The organism is Zhongshania guokunii (assembly GCF_040892635.1).
GTDB classification, from domain to species: Bacteria; Pseudomonadota; Gammaproteobacteria; order Pseudomonadales; family Spongiibacteraceae; genus Spongiibacter; species Spongiibacter guokunii.
In genome coordinates, this window is record NZ_JBFRYA010000004.1 from 56,377 (window position 1) to 82,230 (window position 25,854).

General features: G+C 51.9%; 20 protein-coding genes and 1 riboswitch. Of the genes, 13 read left to right on the forward strand and 7 right to left on the reverse strand.

The features are described from left to right. The first annotated feature begins 46 nt into the window (after positions 1-46). From AB4876_RS05695 to AB4876_RS05730, 8 genes are all read left to right on the forward strand, one after another. Positions 47-1,354 carry an amidohydrolase family protein gene (locus AB4876_RS05695; protein ID WP_368380680.1) on the forward strand — a complete coding sequence of 436 codons (1,308 nt, stop codon included), beginning with the start codon at positions 47-49 and terminating at the stop codon, positions 1,352-1,354. A 107-nt stretch (positions 1,355-1,461) separates the two neighbouring features. Then, on the forward strand, positions 1,462-2,325 hold the full coding sequence (locus AB4876_RS05700) for an SDR family NAD(P)-dependent oxidoreductase (protein WP_368380681.1): 864 nt from the start codon (positions 1,462-1,464) through the stop codon (positions 2,323-2,325). Positions 2,326-2,352: 27 nt separating this feature from the next. After that, the gene (locus AB4876_RS05705) at positions 2,353-3,534 is read left to right on the forward strand and encodes a lipid-transfer protein (protein ID WP_368380682.1); all 1,182 of its coding nucleotides are present in this window, start codon (positions 2,353-2,355) and stop codon (positions 3,532-3,534) included. 37 nt (positions 3,535-3,571) lie between these two features. Continuing rightward, entirely contained in the window at positions 3,572-4,258 is a 687-nt protein-coding gene (locus AB4876_RS05710; protein WP_368380683.1) for an SDR family NAD(P)-dependent oxidoreductase, read from the forward strand. A gap of 33 nt (positions 4,259-4,291) precedes the next feature. Continuing rightward, entirely contained in the window at positions 4,292-5,872 is a 1,581-nt protein-coding gene (locus tag AB4876_RS05715) for a GMC family oxidoreductase (RefSeq protein WP_368380684.1), read from the forward strand. 41 nt (positions 5,873-5,913) lie between these two features. Further along, the gene (locus tag AB4876_RS05720; protein ID WP_368380685.1) at positions 5,914-8,244 is read left to right on the forward strand and encodes a TonB-dependent receptor; all 2,331 of its coding nucleotides are present in this window, start codon (positions 5,914-5,916) and stop codon (positions 8,242-8,244) included. A 181-nt stretch (positions 8,245-8,425) separates the two neighbouring features. Beyond that, positions 8,426-10,750: a TonB-dependent receptor gene (locus AB4876_RS05725; protein ID WP_368380686.1), complete on the forward strand. Its 2,325-nt coding sequence runs from the start codon at positions 8,426-8,428 to the stop codon at positions 10,748-10,750. A 52-nt stretch (positions 10,751-10,802) separates the two neighbouring features. Further along, complete coding sequence (locus tag AB4876_RS05730) at positions 10,803-11,510, forward strand: spirocyclase AveC family protein (RefSeq protein ID WP_368380687.1); 708 nt, start codon at positions 10,803-10,805, stop codon at positions 11,508-11,510. An 81-nt stretch (positions 11,511-11,591) separates the two neighbouring features. Here AB4876_RS05730 and AB4876_RS05735 read toward each other — a convergent pair whose 3' ends face one another. From AB4876_RS05735 to AB4876_RS05755, 5 genes are all read right to left on the reverse strand, one after another. Next, positions 11,592-13,208, reverse strand: coding sequence for an aldehyde dehydrogenase family protein (locus tag AB4876_RS05735; protein ID WP_368380689.1), 1,617 nt, complete (start codon positions 13,206-13,208; stop codon positions 11,592-11,594). A gap of 177 nt (positions 13,209-13,385) precedes the next feature. After that, positions 13,386-14,789: a WS/DGAT/MGAT family O-acyltransferase gene (locus tag AB4876_RS05740; RefSeq protein ID WP_368380691.1), complete on the reverse strand. Its 1,404-nt coding sequence runs from the start codon at positions 14,787-14,789 to the stop codon at positions 13,386-13,388. 68 nt (positions 14,790-14,857) lie between these two features. Beyond that, positions 14,858-15,688, reverse strand: a complete 831-nt coding sequence (locus tag AB4876_RS05745) for an alpha/beta fold hydrolase (protein ID WP_368380692.1) — start codon at positions 15,686-15,688, stop codon at positions 14,858-14,860. 29 nt (positions 15,689-15,717) lie between these two features. Then, entirely contained in the window at positions 15,718-16,509 is a 792-nt protein-coding gene (locus AB4876_RS05750) for an enoyl-CoA hydratase/isomerase family protein (protein ID WP_368380693.1), read from the reverse strand. A 12-nt stretch (positions 16,510-16,521) separates the two neighbouring features. Further along, positions 16,522-17,709 (reverse strand): acetyl-CoA C-acyltransferase, encoded by a 1,188-nt coding sequence (locus tag AB4876_RS05755; RefSeq protein WP_368380694.1) that lies wholly within the window; start codon positions 17,707-17,709, stop codon positions 16,522-16,524. 241 nt (positions 17,710-17,950) lie between these two features. On the opposite strand from AB4876_RS05755, the gene AB4876_RS05760 reads away from it, so the two are divergent. The 3 genes from AB4876_RS05760 to AB4876_RS05770 all read left to right on the forward strand — a co-directional run bounded on the left by AB4876_RS05760 (position 17,951) and on the right by AB4876_RS05770 (position 20,640). After that, a complete protein-coding gene (locus AB4876_RS05760) occupies positions 17,951-18,820 on the forward strand; it encodes an alpha/beta fold hydrolase (RefSeq protein ID WP_368380695.1) in 870 nt (289 codons plus the stop codon). After that, on the forward strand, positions 18,817-19,560 hold the full coding sequence (locus AB4876_RS05765) for an alpha/beta fold hydrolase (RefSeq protein ID WP_368380696.1): 744 nt from the start codon (positions 18,817-18,819) through the stop codon (positions 19,558-19,560). The genes AB4876_RS05760 and AB4876_RS05765 overlap by 4 nt, the downstream gene beginning before the upstream one ends. Positions 19,561-19,746: 186 nt before the next feature. After that, positions 19,747-20,640, forward strand: a complete 894-nt coding sequence (locus AB4876_RS05770) for an FAS1-like dehydratase domain-containing protein (protein ID WP_368380697.1) — start codon at positions 19,747-19,749, stop codon at positions 20,638-20,640. 88 nt (positions 20,641-20,728) lie between these two features. Here AB4876_RS05770 and AB4876_RS05775 read toward each other — a convergent pair whose 3' ends face one another. Further along, the gene (locus tag AB4876_RS05775; protein ID WP_368380698.1) at positions 20,729-22,000 is read right to left on the reverse strand and encodes an AmpG family muropeptide MFS transporter; all 1,272 of its coding nucleotides are present in this window, start codon (positions 21,998-22,000) and stop codon (positions 20,729-20,731) included. Between the two features lie 114 nt (positions 22,001-22,114). Next, complete coding sequence (locus AB4876_RS05780; RefSeq protein WP_301030019.1) at positions 22,115-22,597, reverse strand: YajQ family cyclic di-GMP-binding protein; 483 nt, start codon at positions 22,595-22,597, stop codon at positions 22,115-22,117. Between the two features lie 95 nt (positions 22,598-22,692). On the opposite strand from AB4876_RS05780, the gene AB4876_RS05785 reads away from it, so the two are divergent. Beyond that, positions 22,693-23,637, forward strand: coding sequence for a ketopantoate reductase family protein (locus AB4876_RS05785; protein ID WP_368380699.1), 945 nt, complete (start codon positions 22,693-22,695; stop codon positions 23,635-23,637). Positions 23,638-23,701: 64 nt separating this feature from the next. Beyond that, a riboswitch (cobalamin riboswitch) is annotated at positions 23,702-23,883 on the forward strand. Between the two features lie 90 nt (positions 23,884-23,973). Continuing rightward, a complete protein-coding gene (locus tag AB4876_RS05790) occupies positions 23,974-25,848 on the forward strand; it encodes a TonB-dependent receptor domain-containing protein (RefSeq protein ID WP_368380700.1) in 1,875 nt (624 codons plus the stop codon). The last annotated feature ends 6 nt before the right edge of the window (positions 25,849-25,854 follow it).

Sequence of the window (25,854 nt, forward strand, 5' to 3'; positions counted from 1 at the left end):
CCTATAATAGCCTTGCCAGCCCAGCTGGCCGGAAGGAGAAGCCAGTATGAATATGGACGATATGGTCCTGATCAGTGTTGATGACCACCTGATTGAACCGCCAAACATGTTTGATCGCCACACCCCAGCCAAATTCAAAGGCCAAATGCCCAAAATCGTACAGGGTCCCCAAGGCGAAGATATGTGGATGATCGGCAATATGCCGGTGCCGAATATTGCCCTGAATGCCGTTGCTGGCCGCCGTCCCGAAGAGTACGGTTTTGAACCCACCGGCTTCGCCCAGCTACGCAAAGGCACCTATGACGTTCACTCTCGCATTGGCGATATGAATGTGAATGGTCAGCTCGCGGGCTTGAACTTCCCCTCCTTTGTTGGTGTAGGTGGTCAAACCCTAGAAAAAGTACAGGATCGTGAACTGGGTTTAGCCATTGTTCGCGCGTGGAATGATTGGCACATAGATGAATGGTGCGGCGCCTATCCCGGCCGCTTTATTCCCGTTGGTATCGTCAGCAACTGGGACCCCATTGCCGCCGCCGAAGAAGTACGCCGCATTGCCAAAAAAGGCTGCTACGCCATCTCCTTCCCACCCAACCCCAGCCTAAGCAAATTGCCTAGCCTGCACAACCCGATTTGGGATCCGCTGTGGAAGGCCTGCAGTGATACCGGTGTGGTTGTGTGTTTACACATCGCCGACGCGTCAAACGCCGTACCGTCAATAGAGTCGCCTGTTGATGTCATGATCGCCAATATGCCGGTTTCACTTTACGCAACCGCGACCGATCTGACCTTCTCACCCATTTTACGCAAATTCCCAGACATTCGTTTCGCCCTATCTGAAGGCGGCGTGGGCTGGATTCCACACTTCTTAGAGCGTATTGACTATGTTCATGAGCGCCACACTTGGACAAACCAAGACTTTGGCGGCATGAAGCCCAGCGAACTGTTCCAAAAGCACGTTTACACCTGCTTCATCGATGACAGAGTCGGTATCAAAGTACGTCACGACGTTGGCTTGTCAAAAATGACCTGGGAATGCGACTACCCGCACTCCGACTCGACTTGGCCCAAAGCCCCTGAAACGCTTTGGCCTAGCATTAAAGACATTCCAGCTGCCGAGATCGACATGATCACGCACTTGAATGCCATGAAGGCCTTCCAGTTTGACCCGTTCAAACACATCAAGAAAGAAGACTGCACCGTTGGCGCCCTGCGTGCCCAAGCTGGCGATGTCGACCTTAGCTTCACTGACACCAAAGGTAAGGGCGTTCCACCGGCCGAACACAGTGGCCCCGTGACCTTTGGCGATGTAACCGGTCAGCTAAGCAAAATGATTGATGTCGGCGCGAAGACATAATCAGGCAACAATATAGCCAGTCTTAAGACCATAAGCCTGTCCGCAGTATGCGCGACGGGCTTTGCATTGAAACAGCAACTGACACTATGTCATCTAATGGAGTGAACATGGCTCTTCTTAAAAACAAAGTCGCCATTATAACTGGCGCCGGTCGCGGCCTCGGCGAAGCCTATGCCAAATGCTTGGCCGCGCAAGGTGCTGCCGTCGTTGTTAACGATTTAGGTAAAGATGAAAGCGGTGAATATCTGGCTGAGCAAGTCGTGAACGCCATTATCGCCACTGGCGGTAAAGCTGCCGCCAACACCGCCGACATCGCCACCATGAGCGGCGGTGCCTCACTGCTGCAAACCGCGCTAGATGCCTTTGGCTCTGCCGACATTCTCATCAATAACGCGGGAATTCTGCGCGATAAAAGTTTTTTAAAGCTGACCGAAGCCGACTGGGACAGCGTTCTCGGCGTGAATCTTAAAGGCATGTTTACCGTCACCCAGCCCGTCTTTGCCTGGATGAAGGAAAACGGCGGCGGCGTGATCGTCAACACCAGTTCAACTTCTGGCCTGGTTGGTAACTTTGGCCAATTAAACTACGCCGCCGCCAAGGCCGGTGTATTTGGCATGTCCAATGTACTTACCATTGAAGGCGCCAAGGCGGGTATTCGGGTGTGGACACTCGCCCCCGCGGCAACCTCTGCTCTGACAGCACCGCTAATGAACGACGAGCAAAAGCAACTGCTAGACCCCGCCCACGTCGCTGAAGCCGTGCTGTATATGGTAAGCGAGCTGTCTGGCAACAAAACCGGTCACTGCCTGTTTGCTTCTGGCCAGAGTATTCGCGAGCTGAAACTGGTTTCTGCTGAAGGCATCCGTGGTCGCGGTGAAAATAGCGATTTAACTGCCGAGGGCATCGCCGCCGCCAGCGACGCAATTTTTCTCGATGCCCCCACCATGGTCATCAACGATTTCGCCAAATAGGCATACAAGTATTTAAAGGCAAACATTATGAGCAAAGCATTAATCGCCGGCGTTGGCATGGTGAAATTCACCAAACCCGGAAAAAGCGAAGAGTACGACGTGCTTGGCGCCCAGGCCGCTACAGCAGCATTAGCTGATGCGGGCATTGACTATAGCGATGTTCAGCAAGCCTATGCCGGATTTGTGTTTGGCGACACCTGCTCAGGCCAAACCGCACTGTACTCTGTTGGCTTGACCGGCATTCCCGTTATTAATGTTAACAACGCTTGTGCAACCGGCTCTACCGCGCTGTTTCTGGCGCGTCAAGCCGTTGAGTCCGGCGCGATTGATGTAGCGCTGGCAGTGGGCTTTGACCAAATGCCCAGCGGCGCTTTAGCCAGCAATACCAGCGACCGCAAAGCCACCACCGCACGTTTGGACCAAGCGGTGGCCAGCATTCAAGGCTGGGACGACAAAGCCATGCAAGCCGCCCAATACTTTGGCGGCGCGGGTCGCGAGTATATGGAAAAATACGGCGCCTCAGCCGAGTTGTTTGGCCGCGTCTCTGTTAAAGCCCGCGACCACGCCCGCCGCAATCCCTTTGCCATGTTTACCGACCCCCTTAGCCTTGAGCAGGTAATGGCTTCACCGGCTATTTTCGGCCCGCTAACCCGTCTTATGTGCTGCCCGCCAACCTGCGGCGGCGCAGCCGTACTGGTCGTGTCTGAAAGCTACGCCAAGAAAAAAGGCCTAAGCAATTTAATCGAAATTGCCGGCATGGCATTAACCACTGACACCGCCGCCAGCTTTGACAGCGGCAGCATGATGAATGTCATTGGCGCCGATGCTGCCAGACGCGCGTCTGCCGCAGTGTATGAGCAAGCGGGTATCGCTCCCGAAGATGTCGACGTAGTAGAGCTACACGACTGCTTCTCGACCAATGAAATCATCACCTATGAAGCCTTGGGCCTATGCCCAGAGGGCGGCGCCGAGAAATTTGTGCTCGATGGCGACAATACCTACGGCGGCAAGGTAGTCACCAACCCCTCTGGCGGCTTGCTCTCAAAAGGCCACCCGCTAGGTGCGACGGGCTTGGCACAAATCACCGAGCTGAGCTGGCATTTGCGCGGTACGGCGGGTGAACGCCAAGTACCCAATGCCAATATTGCCCTGCAACACAATATTGGTCTCGGTGGTGCCTGCGTGGTGTCAGTATTAAAACGCGCTTAAATACTGCCTCCCTATGCTAAAAATTTAAGGAACAAATATGGCTTTACTCGACGGAAAAGTAATTGTAGTGACCGGCGCCAAGGGTAACCTCGGCGCTACTATGATTAGCGTCGCACTCGGCGAAGGCGCAACCGTAATCGGTCTCGACTACGCGCAAATCGATTTTCAAGCAGACAATTTTGAAGGTTTTAGCGGCGTCGATCTCACCAATGCAGATGCGACCCATGCTGTATTCGCGCAAATCTCAGAAAAATACGGCCGTATTGACGGCCTCGCCAATATTGCCGGTGGTTTTTGCTGGGAAACACTCGCCGACGGCGAACCTAGCAGCTGGGACAAGATGTTCCGCATCAATGTGGTGACCGCCAGCAATGCCTGCCGCGCCGCCCTAGCTGCGCTCATTAAATCTGCCGGTAAAATTGTCAATATTGGCGCCGCTGGCGCAACAAAATCTGGCGCGGGCTTTGGCCCTTACGCGGCCTCAAAGGCCGGTGTTGCTAAATTGACGGAGTCCTTAGCGGAAGAGTGCAAATCGCACAATGTCTGTGTCAATGCCGTGTTGCCCAGCGTAATTGACACGCCGCTCAATCGCAGCGATATGCCCGACGCCGATTTTAGCGGCTGGGTAAGCCCCCAGCAGTTATCCGATGTTTTGTGTTTTTTACTGTCGGCCAAGGCCGACGCCATTACCGGGGCATTACTCCCGGTTACTGGGCGCGTCTAAAATAATACCGAATTAGAAGGGGCTATAAAAAAAATGCAAAGCTTCGATTACATCATTGTTGGCGCCGGTTCTGCCGGGTGTGCGCTAGCCTATCGGCTCAGCGCCAACCCGCTGTGCAATGTGCTATTACTGGAATACGGTGGCCCTGACCACGACCCGTTTATTCATATTCCCAGAGGCTTTGCCAAAATACTGTTGGGCAACAAGCTTATCCATCGCTACCCCATAGACCACCGTGGCTACGAAGGCACTCGCGAAGAATGGGTACGGGGTAAGGTGCTCGGCGGCTCTAGTTCGGTCAACGGTCAAGTTTACATGCGTGGCTTTGCCGCCGACTACGATGCCCTCGGCATTCCCGGTTGGGGCTGGAAAGAAATTGGCGGTGCCATGAAAGCCATGGAGGATCACGAACTCGGCGAGGCAGAATATCGCGGTGTCGGTGGCCCCTTAAAAGTAAGCCAACACCCCTCGCCATCGGCTATTTGTGACGCATTTATCCACGCCGCGGAATTAATTGGCGCGCCGCGCTGCGAAGACCTAAACGCCATTGATGATCAAGGCGCAGGCTACCAGCCAAGAACCATTTACAAAGGCTTTCGTCAAAGCGCCGCAAAGGCCTTTTTGGACCCTATTCGCCACCGTAAAAACCTCAGCGTCATGACCCGCTGCGATGCGCAGAAAATCATCATTGAAGGCAAGATCGCAAAGGGCGTAAAGGTAAAAAATCGCAAAGGTGACATGGTCGATTACTACGCCGCTAAAGAAGTCATTCTCAGCGCGGGTAGCATTGCCAGTCCCAAACTTTTACAACTCTCTGGCATTGGTGATGGCGAGCTGCTGCACTCACTGGGCATTGAAGTACAAGCCCACTCACCCTTAGTCGGTCAAAACCTCATTGAACAGCGCTGCGCCATGCCGACCTTCCGGGTTTCCCACGGCAGTTTAAATCGCGATTTGCGGCCACTGGGTTTAATCAAAACCCTCGGTAAATATATTGCCCAACGCAACGGCCCCATGGCTTATAGCGCCTTTGAGGTCAGCACGCTAATCAAAACCGCCAAGCACCTGCCCCGCGCCAACGCGCAGATCGGCTTTACGCCGGTGTCAGTTGATCGCCACGGCACCTCAATCACACCAGACAAAGTACCCGGCGTACTGGCCTGTAGCTATATTCTTAAGCCCAAAAGTCGCGGCCACCTGCGCATCACCTCAGCCGATGCCGATGCGCCGATGTACATCCAGCCCAACTATTTACAGCACCCCGATGACCAAAAAGATTCTGTCGACCTATTTCACCTAACCCGAAAACTTTTCGAAACCTCCGCAATGCAGGCTTACCAAGCCACTGAAATACTGCCAGGTAAAGATATTGTTAGTGACGACGAAATTCTCGATTTCTATTTAAAAATGGGCAATTCAGCGCTCCATGCAACGGGTACCTGCCAAATGGGCACAAGCGAAAAATCTGTTGTGAACGAGAAGTTGCAAGTTCGCGGTATCGCTAATCTCCGCGTCGTTGATTTATCGATTTTCCCGGAAATGATTTCGGGCAATACCAATTCGCCAGCCATGGCGGTTGGCTGGCGGGCCGCGGATTTAATTTTAGCGTCGTAAAAAATAAAAGAAGATCCATAATTAAACTAGGGTGCATTAGAATGACAAGTAAAAAAGCACGGACTGGATACAATTCCAGAACGAAATTTATTAAAAAAACACTGCCTGCGGCCATGGTGCTCATTTCATGCCAATCTACATTGCAGGCACAAGAAGTCGCGCAGGAAGAACGGCAAAGCCGCAACCGCATGATGGAAGAGGTGGTGGTTACGGCCACTAAGCGCGCCGAAAATGCGCAAGATGTTCCGGTTTCAGTTTCCGCATTTTCTGGTGACATGCTAGCGGCCATGGGGGTTGACAATCCCACCGATCTACAGGCGGTGACACCGGGTTTAACCTACAATTCTGCCACCGGATTTTCGATTATTTATCTGCGTGGTGTGGGTTCTGACGCCTTTTTAATGGCTGACCCCAGTGTCGCCACCTACATCGACGGCATTTATTATCCCTTTGCCAGCGGCCTTGCCCAGTCCTTCGGTAAAGTTGAGCGCATCGAAGTGTTAAAAGGACCCCAAGGCACCTTATTTGGTCGCAACACCACCGGCGGCGCGATTAGCATCACCACTGAGCAACCTAGTTTTGACGAGGTTTATGGCTCGATTGACGCCAGCTACGGCAGTTTTAATGCACGGCAAACTGCGGCACTTATCAATGTACCCGTCACCGATTGGTTCGCCACCAGCCTTGCCCTGTTTTATAACGAGTCAGATCAGTACTACACCTTTGACCCTGAATCCAAACAACAAAATATGGATGTTGAGCGCGCCGCCGGTGGCCGCTTTAAAATGAAATTCGCCAGTGAGCATTTCGATTTACTGCTCGCCGCCGTAAAAGTGAAACAATCTGGTTACAATACCGCGCTGGCAGCCAATACTAGAGCCTCAGACCAAGCTAAATTACAAGGCGCTGAATCCCAACCCCGCGACCACACTATCTCGGTCGATGCGCCGCTTAATTTCGACATCGACAGCGAGGTTCTGTTCGGCGAATTTAATGCCTATCTCGACCATTTTGATATTAAACTCTTAGCCAGCCACCAAACCCTAGAGAACTATGGCCAAAGCGATTTCGACGGCACCAATGCCTCAATTATCGCGTTTCAAGCCCCGCTGTTTGCCGACGTTAAAACCGCTGAACTACAGTTTATTTCCAATCAAGATAGCTGGAACGCAGATTGGCTAGAATGGATTGGCGGCCTTTACTATATTAATAGTACTGCGGGCTTACTGCCGCGCTTTGGCGCCGCCGGTGGTGAGCAGGGCAATATTGGCCCTATTCCCATAGGCTCACTGCTAGGGGATCTCACCCAACAACTACCCGCACCCGCCTTAAACGGTATTGCCCTCAATCTTGAAGGCATCTTAGATACCGACTCATGGGCCGCGTTTTTCCAAACCACCTTTACCCTCACCGATTGGGCGGAGCTGACCTTGGGTGGACGCTACCAATATGAGGAGCGCTATGTTGTGGCATCATCAACCTCAGTCGAAAACGCCGATGGCAGTAGCACCCTGCTCTTCGACTGGGCCAACGACGGTCAAGGTGTTCGCGAGGTCGACGGTGACAACTTCTCGCCAAAAATCGCAGTCAATTTACGTCCGGCAGAAGATCTACTGGTGTTTTTGTCATGGCAAAAAGGCTTTAAAAGCGGCACCTTCAATACCGTCAATATCACCGATGATATCGACTACGCCGAAGAAGAACAGGTTACCTCTTACGAGTTAGGCGCAAAATACACCTCGCCATCCGGTAATTTTGTAATCAACTCAGCCGTTTTTTATACTGAAATTGACAACATCCAGGTTCAGTTTTCCTCGATTCAATCTGGTGGTGCGGTAACCTTCGACAATGCAGGCGCAGGACGGATTCAGGGCATCGACTTTGACTCCAAAATCGTATTAATACCCACTATAGTCGATGACTTTATTCTGTCAGTGAGCGGCGCTTACCTAGACGCTATATACACTGACTACACCGACGGCTTGGGCTTTGACGAAGACAGCGGCGCCTATCAAGACGGCCAGGACTTCACTGGCAATCGCATGGTGCGCACGCCGGAATACACCGCCACCATGGCCTTGAGCAAAACCTTTCTGTTTGATGATGGCCCGCTGGAAATAACCGCCGATGCTTATTACAACTCTGGTTATGCTTATCTACCGCAAAACACGGTATTTATGGAAGAGGAGTATTACCTCGTCAATGCTAGGGCGAGCTTCTTGATTGAAGACTGGGATCTGCGTATTACCGCGTCGGGCAAAAATCTAAGCGATACGGTATACGCCTATTCACAGTTTCCTAACGATGATGGCCGCCTAGAAGCATTGGCACCACCAAGAAATTATTCACTCGCCGTGCAGTGGAATTTCTGAAGTAAACGCAGCTATACGGGCGACCAAAAATCGCCCGTATAGCTAATTTAAAAATTTTTAAGGTTATTTCCACGGCGTGGATTATAATTAAAAATTATAAACTATCTTATCTTTTATAAAAGAAGCGACTCAAACCGAAAAGGACATGTTTTCACAATCAAAATAATAAGGGCAAAAAAAAATGAAAAAACAAACCTTGCTTCAAACTAGCAGAATAACTTCAATTTTCATTGCAATTCATTTACTGACGTATCTTGGATTGTTTTCCAACAGCGCGCTTGCCCAGGAGGCTAGATCGCGAAACCGACTACTCGAAGAAGTGCTGGTTACGGCCCAAAAGCGAGAGCAAAACCTGCAAGATGTTCCCGTCTCAGTTACCGCCTTCAGTGGCGATATGCTTGCGGCTATGGGTGTCGATGACCCCACTGACCTGCAAGCCATCACCCCAGGCTTGACCTATAATTCAGCGACTGGTTTTTCTATCGTGTACCTTCGCGGTGTCGGCTCCGATGCATTTTTAATGGCCGACCCTAGTGTTGCCACCTATATCGACGGTATTTACTACCCGTTCTCTAGCGGCCTTGCGCAATCTTTTGGTCGCGTAGAGCGCATCGAAGTACTCAAGGGTCCGCAAGGCACCTTATTCGGGCGTAACACCACTGGCGGCGCAATCAGTATTACCACCGAAAAACCTAGCATCGAAGCAATGTACGGCTCTATTGAGGCCAGCTACGGCAGTTTCAATACCAAAAAAGCGAGCGGCCTTATTAACCTACCCGCAACAGATCACTGGGCGACTACGCTCGCGCTTTTCCATAATCTTTCTGATAATTACTATACTTTTGAGCCTGAATCCAAGCAGCAGGGAATTCCTCAAGAAGTCGCCAAAGGCTATCGCTTAAAAACCATGCTGGCTTACGAGAAATTCGATATCCTATTAGCTGCGGTGCGTATTGACCAATCTGGTTTTAATACCGCCTTGGCGCCAAATACAAACCCGTCCTCGCTTACTCAATCGTTGGGTGGCGAAAAGCAAGCCCGCGACTACACCGCCTCTGTTGACGCGCCGATCAATTTTGATATCGACAATAAAGTTTATTTTGCAGAAGCAAACCTCTACCTAAATAAACTTGATAGCAAACTTATACTCAGCAAGCAGTCGATTCTCAATCCCCAATGCCTCACTGATTTTGACGGAACCAACGCCCCAATAATATCCTTTGGTTCGCCAACCTTTTCGGATGTTAAGTCCGCCGAATTGCAATTCATTTCCAATGAAGATAGCTGGGGTTCAAACTGGCTAGAATGGATAGGCGGTTTTTACTATATAGACAGTGTTGCCGGTTTAGATCCAAAATTTTCACTCTTTGGCGGCGAACAGGGTGAACTCTTTGGACTTCCGATCACCGAAATTCTCGGCCTCCTTCCCGCGCCGCTTACAAATTTATTGGGTTCAGTACCGCTTACTGGCGGTGTTAACCTCGGTCTCCACGGCCTACTAGCAACTGAATCTACAGCCGTATTCCTGCAAAGCACCTTCACATTAGCTGATTGGGTTCAATTAACCCTTGGCGGACGTTATCAAGAAGAAGAGCGTGTAGTATTAAAATCCAGCACGCAACTCCTCAGCAGCGACGATTCCGAAACTCAAGTTTTTGATTGGGTAAACGACGGTGTAGGGGAGAACGCGGTAGAAACCACCAACTTCTCGCCTAAAATTGCCTTTAACTTTTTTCCCAGTGACGACCTTATGATTTATATGAGTTGGCAAGAAGGCTATAAAAGTGGCACCTTCAATACCATTAATGTCACCGACGATATCGATTATGCCGAACCGGAAGAGGTCGTGGCCTATGAGATAGGGGCCAAATATTCCAACAACAATGGTTTCACCCTTAATGGTGCTATTTTTCAAACAGAGATTAAAAACATTCAGGTACAGTTTACCTCCTTGCTAAACGGCGGCGCAGTCACCTTTGAAAATGCCGGTGCAGGTCGGATCAGAGGTGTCGATTTTGATTCGCGCATCCTTATTTTTCCCAGCACAATTGATAATTTAGTATTGTCAGTTAGTGGCGCCTACCTCGACGCAATCTACACCGACTACCAAGACGGCTCGGGCTTTAATGAAGAGACCGGAATCTATGAGGGTGGTCAAGACTTTACTGGCAATAATATGGTTCGCACCCCGGAGTACACTGCGACGATGGCAATCAGTAAGTCCTTTATTTTTAGCGCAGGGCCACTTGAGCTTACCGTCGATGGCTACTACAACTCGGGCTACCCCTACCAAGCGCAAAACACCTTATTCTACGAAGAGGAGTATCACTTAATAAATGCCCGCGCCAGTTTCCTAATAGAAGATTGGGATCTAAGAATTACCGCATCGGGAAAAAACCTGACAGACACGGTATACGCTTATTCCCAGTTCCCCAATGACTTCGGTCGCCTAGAGGCACTGGCACCACCCACTAATTACAATCTGGCCCTGCAATGGAATTTTTAATTGACTTGCGAGCCACAGATTTTCCGAATACCCAATTGTGCTGGATATAAAAATGTCGACATCAAATTTTGAGCTATTTTGGCTTTACACCTCGCTGGCATTACTCTGCTACGGCATTTTTGACTCCCACAAACAAAGGAAACTAAGTCGCCACCTACTGTATTTTATCTGTGGTGGCAGTATCTTCTGGCAGGAATTTTACGCTGACTGGGGTGCATTTTTAGTCTGGAACGAGGGGTTTTATATGATGCCCTGGGGAAAGACCCTCTGGTCTATTGAGCACAAGCCCTGGTTTAACGTCGCCGCTTATCCGGTGTTTATGTGGGCTGCTTTCACTAGTATTTCCGCGCTCATTAAGTACTTCAACACGGCAAGCAACACCAAAAAATTATTTATTATCTGCGCAACAGTCGCTGGCCCCACCTTGTATTTCTTTAATGTCGTAACAGAATACCTAGCGGTAGCCCAAGCAGGATTATGGACCTATACCAAAACGATTGGCCCAGCGCTGCGCACCGAGGCGGGTACCATGCCCCTTCTTTACCCTGGCATACCCTTTGCGTTATTTGCGGTGATTCTGGCCTTCTTACTTCACTACCAAAACGACAAGGGCCAAGCACAAATTGAGAAGATACTCTGCAAGCGCCACTTAGACGACACGCCGCTTGCCCAAGTGCTTTTTTGGATAGCTATTTGGAATAGCTGCTACTGGCTGGCGCTGTGTACTCCGCTAATTATCATTCGCCAATATTTTAGCTAGTGCGGCATTATCCCGCACTCAAACTTCAAAAATTTAAAAAGGTAGATGCATTGGCATCTACCCTTTTTAAATCAAAATTATTCAGCTACCGTTCTTTACTGACTTACGAATACGCAGTAACTCACGAAACCCCTTAAATTTATCACTCGCTTTTCTACTGTACATAGCGCGAATACCAGCGCTCGCGGTCTCATAGGTGCTCGCGCCATTGGGCAGCATACTCATAGCAAAGGGCAGGCGTACACGCTCGTCCAATACCGCTTTTGCATGGCACAGTGAACGCAAACCATCCCGCCCGCCAATACGGCCAAAACCCGATTGCTTAACGCCGCCAAAAGGCAGGTCGCCAGCAAAATAGGTCATGCCACCCAATTCATTAATTGAGCACATACCGGACTCCACCCGACGCGCGATAGCATTAGCCCGGGCATTATTAGCGGAAAACACACTATTCGATAAACCGAACGGCGTACTATTGGCAATTTCTACCGCCTCATCATCACTGTGGAAACGGCACAACACCAGCACTGGACCAAAGGTCTCTTCCTGCATAATCGGCATGCTTGAATCGACATCCGCAAGAATGGTTGGTGCATAATATTCGCCCTCCTCACTTAGCACCCGCTTGCCACCCGTTACCAGCCGAGCACCCGCTGCGATAGAGTCATTGACCAGTTTTTCCACCAAGGCAAGCTGGATAGGCGTATTCATCGACCCCATATCAGGCTGGCCACCGCCAAGAGGATTACTCTGTTTAAACGCCTTGACTGTCGCTGCGGCCTGCTTCTCAAACTCTGCGTAAATTTTGTCATGAACCAGAATACGCTCTGAGGCAACACAGTTTTGGCCGCTATTTAAAAACGTCCCCGTAATAGCTGCAGACAGCGCTTGTTGAATATTCGCGTCTTCGCAAACAATAAACGCGTCTTTGCCGCCCAGCTCCATGGTCACAGGAATTATGCGCTCAGCACTCGCCTCTATTACCCGCCGACCATTGCCGCATGAGCCAATAAAAATAATACCGTCTACCGCGCGCACTAACGCATTACCAGTGGCGCCAAAGCCCTGCACCACTTGGATAAGGTCAACTGGCGCGCCCGCTGCAGCCAATGCCTCATGAAATATTTTCATAAACTGCTGGCTAGACCACGCCACCCATTCACTGGGTTTTAATACCACCGCATTGCCCGCAAACAAGGCGGGAACAACGGGCATCATCATATTTTGAAAGGGGTAGTTCCAGGGAATAATGCCGCCAATCACCCCCCGCGGATGATATTCAATACGGGCTTTTTTATGCAGCAATATGCCCGATGACACTTTCTCGTCGCGCAGATGACGCTCGCCATTTTTCAGTGTCCAACGAATTTTTTCGCAGGCCGGCAAGATCTCGCCAAGCAGCGCATTCTCCCGAGTCTTACCCGCATCGCGAGCAACGATCTCACAAATTTCATCACTGTGATCAAGAATATAATCCAGTATATTTTCCAGTACTTTACGGCGCTGGGCAAAAGTCGAATGTTTCCACTGCGCCTGTGCTTTACGCGCCCGCGCAACAACAAGCGCAACATCTTCTTCGGTGTCTACCGGCACCTGACCAAGTGAAACCCGCGTGGCAGGTTCAAAGCAATCGATAACATCACTCTTGGGATTCGGTCCGAAGATTGTGATTGGGGCGCTAGCTGCTTGAATAGACATATACTCACTCAAAATCAAATTGTGGCTCTTGGCCAAGCGACGTTCAGTACGCTTAGCGTAAATTTAGCTCTAATTATCTACAGCGTGGAATAATACAATACCACGTGGCGATAGTTAACAAACACCCGCCATTAGAAAGATTAAAACGGCGTAATAGAACGCCGCTTTAATTAACACCTACAGCGCCGCAGACGCCGCCAATAACTCATCAAAAGACGCCTGAATACACTCCCGGTAAAACGCCGGATCAGGCATTAACTTCCGGCAAGCGGTTATATTCACCGCCATTTCACCGCAATAGCTGCTAATAACGTGAGTCAATGAAATATTCAGTAATATTGGGCCACCCCCAAACATCTTCACCGCTTTAGCACCCGTAAAATACAGCGGTACCTGGGCGCCAGGCACATTGGTCACAATGGTATTGCAGAGCAAATCTCGACCCATTCGCGCCGACAAAGACAAGGCGGTCTTGGCCATATACGCCAGTATTTGACCTGGCATAATCGTCGACAAGCCAGCCAATTCTTTCGCGCCTACCGCATTCAAATAGGCTTTGTTCTCTTGCATGGCCTCGCAAATGGCGATTAGGCGCTGCTGGGGATCTTCGATGTCGGTATACAATTTGGAGGTTTGCGCACTTATTTCATTGCCTCCGGCGCTGCCCGCGCTGCGGGTTGATACCGGCACCCCAGCGACCAGCGAACCGTCTGGCAATTCATCTTTTGCCAGCAAATATCTGCGCAAGCCGCCCGCCACAATGGCCAGCGCAACATCGTTTACCGTTGCGCCTTCTGCTAAATTTCTGATTTTTTTAATATCACTCAGCGCAAAAAAGCAGGCATCAAACGCGCGCTGAGGGCTGGGCGCATTATTAAATCGAGTGTGGGGAACCCGCAGGCCAGCAGCACGTTTTTTCTCCACCGTTTTACCAGCCCGCAGCACCGGAAAGATCTTTCTTGCCACGCCAAGAGTATGGCTCGGTCGGCTCAGTAGCTTTTTCCCCGCCCGGTAAAGCAGCTGGTATTGCCCCGGCGCAGATTTAGGCTGCCACTCGGGCGCCGCAATGAGATTGCTCGTTTCGGGTCCCAAGTCTTGCAGCACCGACATCAGCTCGGCGCCAGAAATACCATCCATGCAGGCGTGGTGAATTTTATACAATACTGCAAAAGACCCTGCTGGTAGCCCCTCGATATTATCCAGGCCTTCAATAACAATAATTTCCCAAGGCGGACGACTCAAGTCCACCCGCTGAGCAATGAGACGAGAAATCAAAATACAAAATTGGCGCCAGTCACCAGGCTTGGGCAGCGCGATATGGCGAACATGAAATTCCAAATCAAAATTTTCATCGTCCACCCAGTAGGGGTCATCCAGATTAAGCGGTGGAAAAACTAGCTTACGCCGAAAGCTCGGCGCCAAATGCAGTCGCGAGGCAATATTGTCCAGAATCTCCTTGAACCGCACGATCCCGCTCTCGGTAGACGAGGGTTCATATACAATCACTGGGTTCAGTTGATTAGGCGCACTCGCCGACTCTATGTACAACATTAAGGCGTCCATCGGACTTAGTTGCTGCATACACACTCTCCGTATTTGCCATCGCACTTAGCGATATAAGCGACATTATTATTGTTTAATAGGCCTGACTATTCAGGCATAAATCCATTTAAATCTTGTAGCACCCCCAGCATCTGCGCGGGTGAATCAAGCATGAGGTGGTGATGTCCATTGGGAATAATCTGATATGTTTCGCACTTGGCCAGTGCCGCTATGCGCTCGGCACGTGCTGGCCCTACTACCGGACTCTGACCAGCCAATAAGTAATGGCTGATCACCGGTAAATTTTCAAGTAGCGCTTCGTCATCAAGTTCAGGTGTCAATACCGGCAAGCCTGAATCATAACTCCACACCCACGCATCACCACGCCGACGTAAAGACTTATCAGCCAAGTCCCGGCGAATAGGTTCTGGTATCGGCTGGCGCGGCGATGTGCGAAATCGCGCTATTGCGTCTTCTTTATCAAGGTATTCACGGGTGTTGCCAATAGCCGCACCGGCGGGAATTTCCTCATCGACATTGACCATAAAAAAGCTGTCGACCATGACCAGCCGCGCAAAGCGCTCAGGCATCATCCGCACAACTTTTGCCATTTGGTGACCACCCCAGCTATGGGCAATCACCCAATCTAACTGCAAGTCTAAGCCTTGAATCACACCGGCTACATCAATGGCGCCCTGAATAGGCTGATAAGACTCGCGGCAGTCGCTACCCCCCATGCCCGAAAACTCTGGGAGAATAATCCGAAACTTACCAAGCAACGCCTCGACAATTGCGTCCCACCAATGGGCATTGGCGCGATAGCCATGCACAAGTAATAAGCTAGGCGCACTGGCTTTCGCCGCGGGCCAATCAAATACCTGAATCTCGGCACCATCAACATTAATACGGTGTATTTTTACTGAACTTGTATATTCCATTTACACTTTTGCCCTAACGGCCTCGCAAATTAGCGGCCGCTGAATACGGGTTTTCTGCGCTCAAAAAAAGCCTCGACCGCCTCACTAAAATCCTCGCCACTTGCGGTACTTGCAAACGCATCGGCCTCCGATTTCAGCTGCTGTTCAAGGCTGTAGCTATGGCTTTGGCGCATTAGCTTTTTAATATTAGCCATCGCCACTGGAGAATTTCCCGCAATGCGCTCGGCAAGTTTTTTCGCTTCTATCTCGTGCTGACCTTTATCGACATGGCGATTGATCAAACCCAGATTCATTGCCTGCTCTGCACTAAGATCATCAGACAGCAGGGCAATCTCTAGCGCTCTGCGCACACCAACGATTCTCGGCAAGGACCACGAACCAGAGCAATCGGGGCTATTGCCGACCTTGGCATAGGCCATATTAAAAACCGTGCCCTGCTCAGCCACAGCAAGGTCCGCGGCCATCGCCAAACTCATGCCCGCACCTGCTACTGCGCCGTGCAAGCAAGCAATAACAATTTGCGGCAGGCTGGCCAGTAAACTCACGGCCTCATGAATAGGGCCAATTAGCGCATCTGCCGCCGCAGCCTTATCGCTCGCTTGTCGGAAATAATTCAGATCACCACCAGCCATAAAGACTCGGCCTTCACCCCGTAAAATAACGGCGCGAACCTCGGTATTCTGGCCGAGCTGCGCAAAAATATCGCGCAGGGCAATCGCCATTTCAACATTAATGGCATTCAAAGACTTGGGTCGATTAAGGCTAACTTCGGCAATCGCGCCGTTAATTGTCAGCAGTGCAGGGGCTAAATCATCGCTCATACTACAAGGCCCTCAGGCAAACACTTCAAACAAACCAGCTGCGCCCATGCCGCCGCCAATACACATCGACACCACCACATACTTCACGCCGCGACGACGACCTTCAATTAGGGCGTGGCCGACCATACGCGCACCACTCATGCCATAAGGATGGCCCATTGCAATCGCGCCACCATTAACATTGAAACGCGCCGGATCAATTCCCAGCGCATCGCGGCAGTATAGGCACTGCACGGCAAAGGCCTCGTTTAGCTCCCAAAGGCCGATGTCCTCAACACTCAAACCATGACGCTCAAGTAATTTAGGAATGGCATAAATTGGACCAATGCCCATTTCTTCTGGGGCATTGCCCATCACTGCCATACCCACATAGCGACCCAGCGGCGCCAAACCGCGCCGACTGGCTTCAGCGGCTTCCATCACCACGCAGGCGGCGGCGCCGTCGGATAATTGGCTGGCATTGCCCGCCGTAACGCAACCGCCGTCAACAACCGGCTGCAATGATGCTAAGCCCGCCAAGGTGGTGCCGGGTCGGCAACCTTCATCGCGTTCGACAGTCACATCGCTATAGCTCACTTCACCGCTGCCTTTGTCTTTGAAGGCTTGATTCACTGTGACAGGAATAATCTCCTGATCAAAACGACCATCAAGCTGTGCCTGAGCCATGCGCAATTGCGAGTCCAGCGCGTAAGCATCTTGCACCTCGCGACTGACCTTATATTTTTTAGCGACAAACTCCGCAGTTTCGAGCATCGGCATATAAGCGTGCTCATGAAATTTGAGAACCGCCGGGTCACGCTCGTCCCGCGCCCATTTAAAATAAGGGGCATTCATTGCGGTAATATTCTCTACCCCACCGGCAACCACCACATTCATGCCGTCGGCCATAATTTGCCGAGACGCAATGGCAATAGCCATTAGGCCAGAGGAGCACTGACGATCAATGGTCTGCGAGGGCACGGTGACTGGTAAACCCGCCGCCAAGGTCGAAGCCCTAGCAACGTTTAAACCCTGGGTACCTGCGGTAAGTACACAGCCCAGAATCAAATCTTCGACTTCATCGCCAGCCAAACCCGCGCGGGCAACCGCTGCGCGAATTGCCGCTGCAGCAATACTGGGCGACTTGGTATTATTAAAAGCCCCTTTATAGGCTTTTGTAATGGGGGTTCGGGCTGTCGCCACTATCACCGCTTCGCGCACACTGCCTCCTGAGCATTTTGAAAAACGCTATTTTTGAATATCACAAACTAACATATAGTCATTTATTTTCACAAGTAATCTCGGCCATTTTTACACCCGCCAACTCTACACCACGCAAGCACGGCAAGCTCCCGACTTGATTTTCGGCTGACTCCGTATTTAAATCACATAAATGACACTATGTTATTTTTAAGTACCGGGGGACCCTCCTTGGCCAATAAGAAGATACAGGCGCCTTAAAATGAATACCACGCCAAGCACGCAAACCCCCACCACCCTTGCGTTTCACGGAAAAAGCCAACTAATACTCCAAGCCGACAGCCTTGGCGCGAGCGATGCACCCACGGCATTGCTTCTGCACGGCGGCGGCCAAACTCGGCAGTCGTGGCAACACACCGCCAAGCATCTGGCAGAGCAGGGCTATCGGGCGATCAGTATCGACTTGCGCGGCCACGGCGAATCTGACTGGGCCAGCGATGGCGACTACCTTTTTGAATCCATGCTTGACGATATTGAGGCCTGCTGCGAACAAATCCCCGGCCCTGCAGTCTTGGTTGGCGCCTCTATTGGCGGCGCATTATCCTTATTGCTGGCGGCACGTCGCCCAGAATTATGCCGTGCACTGGTGTTAGTGGACGTTAGCCCCACCATCGAAATTACCGGCGCCCAAGGCATTGTCGATTTTATGCGCGCCCACCCCGAGGGCTTTGCCAGCCTTGACGAAGCCGAACTCAGCATTGCCAAGCACAACCCCAGCCGCCAGCGCCAAGCCAGCCAGTCCGGCCTCAGCCGCGTACTGCGCAAGCGCGCCGATGGCCGCTGGATCTGGCACTGGGACCCCAACTTTATCGCCGGTGACTGGCAGAACAAAGTGCTTGAACTCAGCAATTTAATGCAAGCTGCCGCACCTAAAATCAAGCAGCCCTGCTTATTAATTCGCGGGCAATTGAGCACCATCGTCAGCATGGAGAGCGTGGATGAGCTTAAGCGTGACATCCCCCACCTCAATTTTGTCGACATCGCCGGTGCCGGACACATGGTTGCCGGTGATCGCAATGACATGGCCAGTCGCGCCCTAATCGATTTTCTCTCGGAGCACCCCAGCAAATGAATGCAAATGCCATGGTATTTATTCACGGTGGCCAACACGATGCCCGCTGCTGGGAGCCGACTATCGCCGCCCTTCGTCACCATACCGACATACCTCTGCTGGCAGTTAACCTACCTGGGCGCAACGGCGAGGCCGGCGACTTAAGCACCCTCACCATCGCCGACTGCGTCACTAGCATGCTAAAACAAATTAGCGGCGCCCAGCTCCAGGGCAAACTCATGCTCGTCGGCCACTCCATGGCAGGTATCAGCATGCCCGCACTGGCCGCCGCCCTCGGCGAAGCCGCCGTACACAGCATGGTATTTGTCAGCTGCTGTATTCCCAAAGAAGGCAGCAGCGTGGTCGAGTCTTTAGACCCGCCCATGGCGCCAATTGCCAAATTAGCCGCCAAACACCTAAAAACCATGCCACCGCTACCCAGCTTCTTCGCTAACTGGGTGTTTGGTAACGGCATGAATCGCGATCAAAAACAGTTTTTAGCGGCCGGTCTCTGCCGGGAAGCCACATCAATCACCCGAGAGCGAATCAGCCGCGCCAACATGCCGCATTGCCCACGGCACTGGCTGCTACTAACCCAAGATAGAGCCATCAATCCTGCCCGCCAGCACAGCTTTATCGACAATCTCGGCGGTGTTAGCAGCATATTAAGCCTAGATTGCTGCCACGACGTGATGATTGCCGCCCCAGAGCTACTCGCCACCAGCTTGATCGGCTTAAACACCCCTGCAAAGGATCAATAACAAACACATAATCAGCCAAAATCTAAGTCGAATTAATTCCCCATAACTGAGCTATAGCACCAGTTTAAAAGAATAAATAACGAATTATTAGTTTTAAAACTTACACATTATAAGTTATTATCAGTCTCATACAACGAGCGCCACGCACCATTATTTATCGGCCTCAAACAATTGAGACACAAGCTTATGAGCTCAGCAGATAAACAGAGCACACCCATGCAACTAAATTACGACGCCCTAATGAACTGGCCTTTCGAGCCATTAACTGCGTCTTACGACAAAGACGACTGCATTGCCTACGCACTAGGCATTGCCGCTGGCGACGGCCCAGCAATTACCGCTGAAGAACAGCAATATATTAGCGATAACGAGCAGCTCAAAGCGCTACCGATGATGGCCATTGTGCTAAACGAAGGCACCATGTGGACCATGGACCCCGCAACAGGCATCGATTGGCGCAAAACCCTGCACGCCGAAGAATCGATTACCATCCACAAGCCCATTGCCAGTGCAGCCACCCTCACCGCCAATTACCACGTTGAAGAAATTTACGATCGCGGCCCCGGCAAAGGCGCCTTTATGTACGAGCAGCGCGTACTGAGCGAAGCCGACAACAGCCCCGTTGCCACCATTCGCATTGGTACATTTTTAATGGGCAATGGCGGTTTTGGCGGCGCTGCCACCCACACCCCAGCACCCATTAAAGTACCGGCTGATCGCGCCCCAGACCAAAGCCTAGACCTTGCAACACCAAGCAGCGACAACACCCGCTACCACCTTGGCGAACAATTTGTTGGCGCACTTAAAAATGTTCCCGGTGCCGAAGGCAAACCGCCACTGCGCGGCGTTTGCGCCTTTGGTGTAGCCGGTCGCGCCCTGCTTCATTTGGCCTGCGCAGACCAAGCCCAGCGCCTCAAGCACATGGGCTTGCGCTACAAAGCACCCATATTTGCAGACGAAACTCTGCGCACCGAGCTCTGGTATGACGACACGCCGGGCAAAGCCTACTTTCGCGTTATATGCGTTGAACGAGACACCATTGTTATGGACAACGGCGTTTTAGAATTCGAGCCAGACTGAAGCTAGCGCGCCTATAAAAAAAAAGGGGGGGGGCCGCTTCGCGCGCCCCCTTTTTTCAACTACAAGATCCACACTTATAAGACCGCCTTCAAATACCACCTCTAGGCTCATTCCACGGCGCCACTTTGAACAGCATCAACATCCCCGGAATTGCCACTGCGGTGCACAGCAAGTAAAAACTGGTCCAGCCCACGGCTTCCACAATAATCCCCGTGGTGGCATTGGCAAAGGTGCGCGGCACCGCAGCCAGCGCTGTGAATAAGGCGAATTGGGTTGCGGCGTATGCTGGCATAGTGGCGCGAGCAATAAACGCGGTAAACGCAGCGGTGCCCAAGCCGACACCAAGGTATTCAAATACAATCACGGTCGCCAGCGCCCAACGGTCGGGGCCAATTTCGGCCAGCGCTGCAAACCCCAGAATACTGAGCACCTGCACCACCCCAAACAACCACAGCGCGCGGTTAATCCCGAGGCGAATCATAATCACCCCGCCCGCGAGGCCACCGATAATGGCCGCCGTCAAAGAGGCCGACTTCGCAATAGTGCCAATTTCTGTAAGCGAAAAGCCCAGATCAATATAAAACGGCGACGACAGCGCCGTGGCCATATTGTCACCGAGCTTATACAGGAATAAGAACAGTAATAAATACAATGCGCTGGCCCAACCCTTGCGGTTAACGAACTCTTTAAAGGGTTCGACCACGGCGGCCCGCAGGCTGAGCGGCGCGATGCTAGCGTCGACCGCCTCCTCTATCCACAGGGTCATAGCCACGCCAATCAGCATAAAGGCGGCCATGACCATAAACACCGTACTCCAGGGCAGGTAGTCACCCAGAATCACCCCAATCGAGCCCGGCACTAAACCCGCCAAGCGATAGGCCTGTACGTGAATGGCATTGCCCAACCCCAGCTCATCGTCGCGCAATAACTCGCGCCGATAGGCATCTAGCACCACGTCTTGGCTAGCACTGCAAAAAGCTACCGCCGCCGCGCCGTAGGCGACAAGGCCCACCGAAAACTTAGGGTCGATAAAGCCGAGCACCGCCATCGACGCGATCAAACCGAACTGGCTGATGATCATCCAGCCCCGCCTGCGCCCCAAAAAGGGCGGCACATAGCGATCCATCAGCGGAGCCCACACAAACTTCCAGTTATAGGGAAAGCCAATCAGCGCAAACAAGCCAATTTCGGCCAAGCCCACACCCTCACTGCGCAGCCAAGCCGGCACCAACTGAATCAAAAAATACAGCGGCAAACCGGAGGCAAAGCCAGTTAGCACGCAGATAAACATGTGGCGGTTAAAAATAGCTTGCTGCCAAGACGGCGGCGCTGGCGCTGAAGAAGAGGGCTGATCAGTCATAGACGGTTCCGCATAAAGTTGCGCTTATTCTGGCTTGCGGGGAGCAGAATGCAAGGCTGCTGAACTGGGCCCGTGCGCTGACGCAGAAAATAGCGTCGGCGCACAGCACCGCAATCAATCGCGGAAATTGGTGAACTGCAGGGGCTGATCCAACTCTTCGGCGCGCAATACCGCCATCACTTCTTGTAGGTCGTCGCGTTTTTTGCCGGTAACCCGCACTTGCTCGTCTTGAATCTGGCTCTGCACCTTTAATTTGCGGTCTTTAATCAATTTAACGATTTTGCGGGCCACATCTGAGTTCAAACCGCTTTGCATAGTGACCAACTGCTTCACCTGCTTACCTGCGCCCTTCACATCGCCCAGTTCCATGGCCAGTGGATCGATCTTCACTTTAATGAGCGCCGCACGCAGCAGATCTTCCATCTGCTGCAACTGGAACTCCGCCTCAGCGAACATGGTCACCGTCAGTGCGTCGCGCTCAAAGCGCGCATCCACGCCCTTAAAATCGAAACGGGTTTCTATGACCCGTCCCGCCTGATCAACGGCATTGGTAAAGATGTGTAAATCCACTTCTGAGACAATATCAAACGCTGGCATAGCCTAAATTCCTTTGTTATGTTGCGCCGCGCAGTTTAGCATCCCGAGACTGCGGACTGAATGTGTAGGACCAAGCAAATGTACAGAAAATCACAGTGAGCAACACCGCAAATCCAATATGGTCTATTCTTGGCGCCGGGGCCATTGGCAGCCTATGGGGCAGCTACGCTCAGCGCAGTGATCAAAGCACTGAGCTCATTTTTCGTGACCGCCGCAGCTTAGCAGCTTATCGCCAGCACGGCGGTATTAACTTTACTGCCGGTGCCAAAACCGAATTACTCAATATTGCCGCCTGCTGTCCTGAAACTATTAAAGCTCCTATCCAGCAGTTGCTGATCACCACTAAAGCCCAGCAAACCCTCACCGCATTGCAAGCCATAGAAACCCACATTCTACCCAAGGCCAGCTTGGTGATACTACAAAACGGCCTTGGCATTGCCGAGCAAGTGCAGGCGCAATTCCCCCACGCAAATATCTATCAGGCATCCACCACCGAGGGCGCCTACCGGCCCCAACCCTTTGCGGTAGTCCACGCGGGGCGCGGCCAAACCCTGATAGGCCATGCCAATACCAAAGGTTTAACGCCGCAACTAAGCAGCATTGCCAAAGCGCTGAGTTTCTCGCCGCTAGCCGTCAGCCCGAACAGCAATATAAAAGCCGTGCTGTGGCGCAAGCTGGCAATTAACTGCGCAATCAACCCGCTGACCGCCATTTATCGCTGCCGAAATGGCGAGCTGCTCGACAAACCAGCAGCCCTTGCCCAAATGAGCAGCGTGGTAAATGAGATACTTGAGCTCAGCAAAGCCCTTGGCCTAGACCAAGAGCTAGCCGATCTTCATCAGCAGGTTATTGAGGTTGCCCGCGCCACCGGGAACAATCGCTCCTCAATGCTCCAAGATATTGAAGCTGGACGAGAAACCGAGATCGACGCGATTACCGGCTATCTGTGCCAGCTGGCCACAAAGCAGGGTTTAAGCCTGCCCTGCAATCAGCAACTGCTCGACGAAGTTCGACGGATTTCACCGCAAAATCACCACTAATACCCTAGGTTTAACCTCCATTTCCCACCCCGCATAATTTGACAAAATAGCGCCATAGCCGTAGAGTGCGCGCCACGTAAGAGGTGCTCAAAACCGCGTAAAGCGCGGCGCTAAGTTAAACGGGAAGTCTGGTGAGGCGCTGTTCGCAAAGAACACCACCAAGTCCGACGCTGCCCCCGCAACGGTAAGCCACTGTCAGCCACAAGACAGGGCAAGCCCGGAACCGGCCTGTTACCGATTCACCCGATGAAGCGGAGGGCTCCATCAGCGGTCGTATACTTGTATATAACCCCTACCCCTCCCTCATTGCTTCCCTAGCTGGCTTTGAGGTTAACCATGAACAAATTCACATTAAGCGCATTAAGCGGCGCTTTAAGCATTGCGGCATCGGCAACGTCGGCCCAGTCCCACAGCGAGATGGAAACGACCATCGTCACTGCGACCCGCACCGAACAATCGATTGCCGACAGTTTGGCACCAGTCACGGTATTTGAACGCGCCGATATCGAGCGTATTCAACCTGCCGACTTACAGGAATTACTGTCTCGCGCTGTGGGCGTGAGCTTTGTTCGCAACGGTGGCCACGGCGCCAATACCAGCCTGTTTCTGCGTGGCAATCAAAGCAACCACACCTTGGTCTTAATCGACGGCGTGCGCATTGGCTCGGCCACCCTCGGCAGCCCGTCGCTAACCAATCTGCCCCCTGAGCTTATTGAGCGGGTGGAAATTGTGCGGGGCTCACGCTCTAGCCTTTACGGTTCCGAAGCCATCGGTGGCGTTGTGAATATCATTACCCGTAAATACCACGACACCGACGGCGTGCAGCCATTATTGCAACTTGGCATTGGCACCCAGGGCAGCAGCAAAGCCCTTGCCGCAATTAGCGGCGGCAATAGCCAAACGCAATTCAATCTTAGCGCCCTGCACGAGAACACCGACGGAGTGGACAACACCGAGGGCACTAGCGGCGTTCACGGCGACAAAGACGCCTTTGAACAAACCGCCTTTAACCTGAGCTTGAGCCACAAAATCAACGACCGCGCCAAGGTGTCAGCGCTTTACCAAAACAGCACCAGCGAAAGCGACTACGACAATAACTGCTACGGCACCGGCTTTGTGAAATACAGTTGCTCGCCGTATTCCGACAGCGAAGTCAGCGTTGCCAATATTCGCGGCGAATTCCAATTACTGAAAAACTGGCTACTGACCTTGTCGGCAGGCGAGTCTAAAGACCAATCACAAATTGACTATCACTACGTCGAAGCTGGCGCCATGGGCGTGAGCGGCGACAATTTTGACACCACCCGCAATATTTACAGTGTGCAAAATGACTGGCTACTCGGCAAAAACCACGTGCTCACTGCAGGCTTTGAGCGCTTGCTCGACAAGGTCAACAGCAATCTAAATTACAACGAAGACAGCCGCGCCAACAAAGCGGTGTTCGCCCAGTGGCAGGCCGACTTTGGCATAGTCGACTTAACAATCGGAGGTCGTAACGACGACAACGAACAGTTTGGCACCTACGACACCGGCAATGCCTCGGTGGGCGTTCAGATCGGCAAACCATTGAAAATCATTGCCTCCTACGGCGAAGGCTTTAACGCGCCCACCTTTAACGATCTGTATTATCCCTTCTACGGCGTGACGACATTAAAACCAGAAACATCAGAAAACCGCGAATTGGAATTGCGCGTCAATCAAGCTTGGGGCACGTGGAGCGCTAGCTACTTTAATAACGACGTCGACAAGCTCATTCAATACAACCCCGCCACCTTTGGCCCAGATCAAATTAAAGGCGCAAAAATAAAAGGCCTTGAGCTCAGCATGGCGACTAGCCTGTATCAATGGAATATCGAGGCCAATGCCACCCTGCTCGATGCCACCGACACCAGCACCGGCAAAGATTTGCGGCGTCGGGCCAGCAAGCAATTTAATATTGATGCAGATCGCCAGTGGCAACAGTGGGGCGCCAGCGCGAGCTTACGCTTTGTTGGCAAACGCTATGAAGACACCGCCAACAACGACGAGCTCGGCAGCTATGCCTTGATCGACACCGCAGTGTCCTATCGTATCAACGAACAGTTAAAACTCAATTTAGCCCTAAAAAATATCTTTGATCGCGAGTATGTCACTGCACGCAGCTTCAGCCTTGGTGACTACCAAGCAATTGGCCGCGAAGCGATGTTGAGCATCACTTACACGCCAAAATAAAGGTAT